Origin of the sequence: Acinetobacter sp. YH12027 (assembly GCF_013420085.1) — a bacterium.
In the GTDB taxonomy this organism is placed as follows: Bacteria; Pseudomonadota; Gammaproteobacteria; order Pseudomonadales; family Moraxellaceae; genus Acinetobacter; species Acinetobacter amyesii.
This window is the reverse complement of record NZ_VOYW01000101.1, coordinates 1-1,118: the sequence shown is the minus strand read 5'-3', so window position 1 is coordinate 1,118 and position 1,118 is coordinate 1. Positions and strand designations below refer to the sequence as shown.

Here is a 1,118-nt window from a genome sequence, read left to right as displayed (position 1 = left end):
TTAATTACTAGCAACGAATTGCTCAGCGAAAATATTCTCCGCTTTAACCCCTAACTCTAATAAACGAGTAGTTGCAGCATTAATCATCGGCTGTGGACCGCAAAGATAAGCAACTGTGTTGGAATCAGTTATATCAGCTTCACTCAAGGCACTCACCGGACTTCCGGCATGATGGCCCTCTTGGGCTCCTCGATCTACACAGATTCTTGCTTCTAAAGTCGGTAACCACTGGCTTCTTAACGCAATGTCATCTAGGCAAAATAGCGCTTCAGGAACGGCACAGCCGAAATTGAGTAGCATTTTAGGTTTGACACCCCTACCGTGACGTAAGGTATCGATGATTGATAAAATCGGGGCTAAACCGGTACCTCCAGCAATAAAGATATGCTTGGCCTGCTTATGTTCTTCCCTCAAGAAAAATGAGCCGTAGGGACCTGATAGCGTTAATACATCATCGATCTTGGCATGTTCTGTCAAATACGTGGACATCTGCCCACCCGGGATTAGACGGATGAGAAACTCAAGCTCAGGAACTGTTTGGTTGATACTTGATGGGGAGTAACTGCGCACTGCTCCAATGCCAGGAATGCTGATCTGCATAAATTGACCTGGGCGAAATTGCAGATGATAGCCTTCTGCTAACTCTAATTTTAACCGTACTGCATTTGCACCTAGATGTTCGATGGAGTTGATAAAGGCTTTGACTTCTTGTGCACTGATCGCGCCAATGTCACTGCTATAATCCAAATCAAAGCTACAATCTGCATCGGCTTTTGAAATACATAATAGACGGCTGCCTAGATTGTATTCACTTGAAAGCAGTGTTGAACTTTTACCGTCAAGCGTACTTGCATGACCATCTTTTAAGCTACAAATACAGCTGGAACAACTACCTGAACGACATTGATATAACAATGGGATATCGTTTTCTAGGGCAGCATCAAGGATGCTAGTATTGGGCTGAACTTGAAATTCTTTGGTTACACCATCTGAAAAGTTCAAGGTAACTTTATGCGTGATGGTATTGCAGTCAGAATGATTTGCTTCACTTCCAGTATCGGATGTAGCAGCCATGTTGTCATGACTCTGGCTATCTTCAAGAATATTAGGGTTATGAA

Annotated in this window: 1 protein-coding gene; it reads right to left on the bottom strand. The window is 43.3% G+C overall.

The annotated features are described in order from the left end of the window. On the bottom strand, positions 1–1,118 hold a 1,118-nt coding region (locus FTT94_RS16445; RefSeq protein ID WP_257231476.1), incomplete at its 5' end, for an FAD-binding oxidoreductase.